This is a genomic window from Alteromonas sp. 14N.309.X.WAT.G.H12 (assembly GCF_036697315.1).
GTDB lineage: Bacteria > Pseudomonadota > Gammaproteobacteria > Enterobacterales > Alteromonadaceae > Alteromonas.
On record NZ_JBAHZB010000190.1, the window covers coordinates 1 to 3,183 of the forward strand.

3 protein-coding genes, 1 tRNA gene and 1 pseudogene are annotated in these 3,183 nt (G+C 47.3%); all 5 read left to right on the top strand.

Annotated features, from left to right (window positions below; genetic code table 11):
• Position 1: 1 nt before the first annotated feature.
• Positions 2 to 77: transfer RNA gene (locus tag V5298_RS20195), tRNA-Glu, on the top strand.
• Positions 78 to 259: 182 nt separating this feature from the next.
• Positions 260 to 1,162 (top strand): M14 family metallocarboxypeptidase, encoded by a 903-nt coding sequence (locus V5298_RS20200; RefSeq protein WP_332933217.1) that lies wholly within the window; start codon positions 260 to 262, stop codon positions 1,160 to 1,162.
• 141 nt (positions 1,163 to 1,303) lie between these two features.
• Entirely contained in the window at positions 1,304 to 1,462 is a 159-nt protein-coding gene (locus V5298_RS20205) for a hypothetical protein (RefSeq protein WP_332933218.1), read from the top strand.
• Between the two features lie 73 nt (positions 1,463 to 1,535).
• Positions 1,536 to 2,486 carry a tRNA dihydrouridine(16) synthase DusC gene (gene dusC, locus V5298_RS20210; protein WP_332933219.1) on the top strand — a complete coding sequence of 317 codons (951 nt, stop codon included), beginning with the start codon at positions 1,536 to 1,538 and terminating at the stop codon, positions 2,484 to 2,486.
• A 117-nt stretch (positions 2,487 to 2,603) separates the two neighbouring features.
• Positions 2,604 to 3,183, top strand: a pseudogene (locus tag V5298_RS20215) (amidohydrolase); the annotation flags it as partial.

The following is a 3,183-nucleotide window of genomic DNA, read 5'->3' on the forward strand; positions in this document are numbered from 1 at the left end:
TGTCCCCTTCGTCTAGAGGCCTAGGACACCGCCCTTTCACGGCGGTAACAGGGGTTCGAATCCCCTAGGGGACGCCAAATAAGAAGACCAGCATTTGCTGGTCTTTTTTTTTTTGCCTTTAAGTGGCTGTAAAGACTTACAAAGCCCATAGCACTGACGCTTTTTTTACGGGGAACTAGAATACAAAGGGGTTAGGGCGTAGTGAAGGCATAGGCAACCATGATAAAATGCCACTTCACGCAGAATATAAAGGTGAAGTATGCACAACTATCCCATCGGCACGCCCGGCAAACCTTGGACACAGACAGAAAAAGAACAATGGTTTGATGCCCAGACGATTAAGCGAAGTTATCAAAATGACGTCCTTGATTGTTTACCTAATCCGCCAGAGGGCTATGAGTTAGTGCAATACGGGGCCTTACCTTACGATGTTAAGCGCTACCCGTTGATGATGTACCGCCCCAAGAAATTTAACACCCAATTGCCCACGGTACTTATTACCGGTGGTGTGCATGGCTATGAAACTAGCGGTGTACAGGGAGCGATCATGTTTGCAAAAAACTATCTTGCACAGTGGGTAGGTCGATGCAATTTTGTGATTGCACCTTGTGTGAGCCCCTGGGGCTACGAAACCATCAATCGGTGGAACCCCTATGCCTTAGATCCCAATCGCAATTTCATGCCAGATTCTAAAGCGCCAGAAGCGGCACAATTGATGGCGATGCTTGCCAAGGTAGAAGAGCCTGTGCATATGCATATCGATCTTCACGAAACAACGGATACTGATAACTCTGAATTTAGACCGGCATTGTCGGCCCGTGACGGGGTCAGCCATGATAATTGGGATATTCCAGATGGTTTTTATCTGGTGGCAGATAAACACAAGATCGAGTTGGCGTTTCAACAACGTATTATTGAGTCTGTGTCCACTGTTACCCATATTGCTCCTGCTGATGCCAGTGGACAAATCATCGGCGAGGAAGGGTTATCAGAAGGTGTCATTTGTTATGACAAAAAAGCGCTGCATTTATGCGGTGGTGTTACAGACGCGCCCTATGTGACCACAACGGAAGTCTACCCAGATAGTCCTTCAGCCACGCCGGAGATTTGTAATCAAGCGCAAGTTGCCGCCATATTAGGTGGGTTAAATTACATCATATAAGACAGTAGAGAGGGGCAAACATGCCCCATACCTACTCGCTCAAGGCCACTGAAACAGTAAAAGGTGAATAATCTAACTTGGATGTTTGAAAGTATAGACGTCTAGATGTATAGTTTTCTTGCTGACTTGCGAGGAAATACCATGTTCTTATACACAGCCTTGATTTATGACGGACTAAGACAACATCTTGTTACCCATCCATGTGATGACGATGCCGCTTTTTCGGCATACCTCACCTCACAGTATGGGATCCATGTGTGTTTGTGGCATGAAAAAACGGCACAAAAAGTGAGCGGTTAACCAACAATACGGCAGTGTTTATCGTCAGTATCGTTATGCCCTCAATACGGTTAAATGTAATAGAGATTAAGCTATGCGAATTTTACTGGCGCCCATGGAAGGGGTTGTTGATCATCTTATGCGGGATATGCTCACCCGTGTGGGGGGGTTTGACCTGTGTGTGACCGAATTCGTCCGGGTCGTTGATCAACGGTTGCCAAAAAGAACCTTTTATAAAATCTGTCCTGAATTACACTCCGGAAGCGTGACGCCCGCTGGTGTACCTGTGCGCGTACAGTTACTGGGTCAGGATCCCGGTTGGTTGGCAGAGAATGCGCAAACAGCGGTTGAACTGGGCTCACCGGGGGTCGATTTGAATTTTGGTTGCCCAGCAAAAACGGTAAATAAAAGTAAGGGCGGCGCAGTCCTGTTAAAAGAGACCGAAACTCTGTATCAAATAGTAAAAGCGGTGCGAGAGGCAGTCCCATCATCGTTGCCGGTCACGGCCAAAATACGCTTGGGCTTTGAAGATAAAACCTTAGCCATAGACAACGCAGTGGCCATTACCGAAGCCGGTGCTGATCAGTTAGTTGTTCATGCGCGCACCAAAACCGAAGGTTACAAACCACCGGCATACTGGGATTGGATTGATAAAATTCGTCAGCATACGTCCATTCCTTTAGTGGCCAATGGTGAAATTTGGAATGCCAGGGATGCCGCACAATGTCAGGCCCAATCCGGTTGTGTGGATATTATGTTGGGGCGCGGCGCGTTGGCGATGCCCAATTTAGCCCGTACCATAAAAGACGGTGTGCCCAGTATGCCGTGGCGTGAGGTGGCACAGTTACTTATTCGTTATTCGGGATACGAAATATACGGCGATAAAGGACGTTACTATCCCAACAGGATCAAACAGTGGTGTGGTTATTTAAAACGTCAGTATCCAGAGGCTGAGACATTGTTTAACGCGATCAGACGTATGCAACGGGCCGAAGATATTGTCGCGGTGTTGCAACAGCAAACTTTACAAAGTGTGGAAGTTTAATCGTCCTTCAACTTGCTAGTTGTCCGTTTATTGTTTAGGTTGAATTGAAGCATGTTATTGAGCTAAATAGCATGACCACTTCATGACAATAAAATGATCAAATAAACGGAAGTTAACATGAAACACACACCAAAAAAGCTGGCCGTAGTGCTGGCTTGCTTATGTTCTTCTGCCCTCGTAGCTTGCGCTAGCACGCCTGCGAAGCAGCAAAGTACAGAAGCAACACACGTCTCTATCAATACCGATCCCTATCCAAGTACTTACACGCCCATCGCCGGTAAACCGACGGTGATCACCAATGTGACGATCCTTGATGGCATCGGCAATAAAATTGAAAAAGGCGAGATCTATTTTGCCGATGGTAAAATCGTCGCAGTGGGTCAATCTGTAGACTACCCGGCAGATGCCACCATCATTGATGGCATGGGAAAATGGGTAACCCCAGGTATTATCGATAATCATAGTCATTTGGGCGTTTATCCTTCGCCTTCTGTGGGTTCAACTTCTGATGGGAATGAAGCCACAAGCCCTGTTACGCCAGGTGTCTGGGCTGAACATTCTGTGTGGCCGCAAGATCCGGGGTTTGGCAGAGCATTAGCCGGAGGCGTTACGGCCTTGCAGATTCTACCCGGCTCAGCCAACTTGTTTGGCGGTCGTTCTGTGGTGTTAAAAAATGTGCCTAGTCGCACGATGCAAG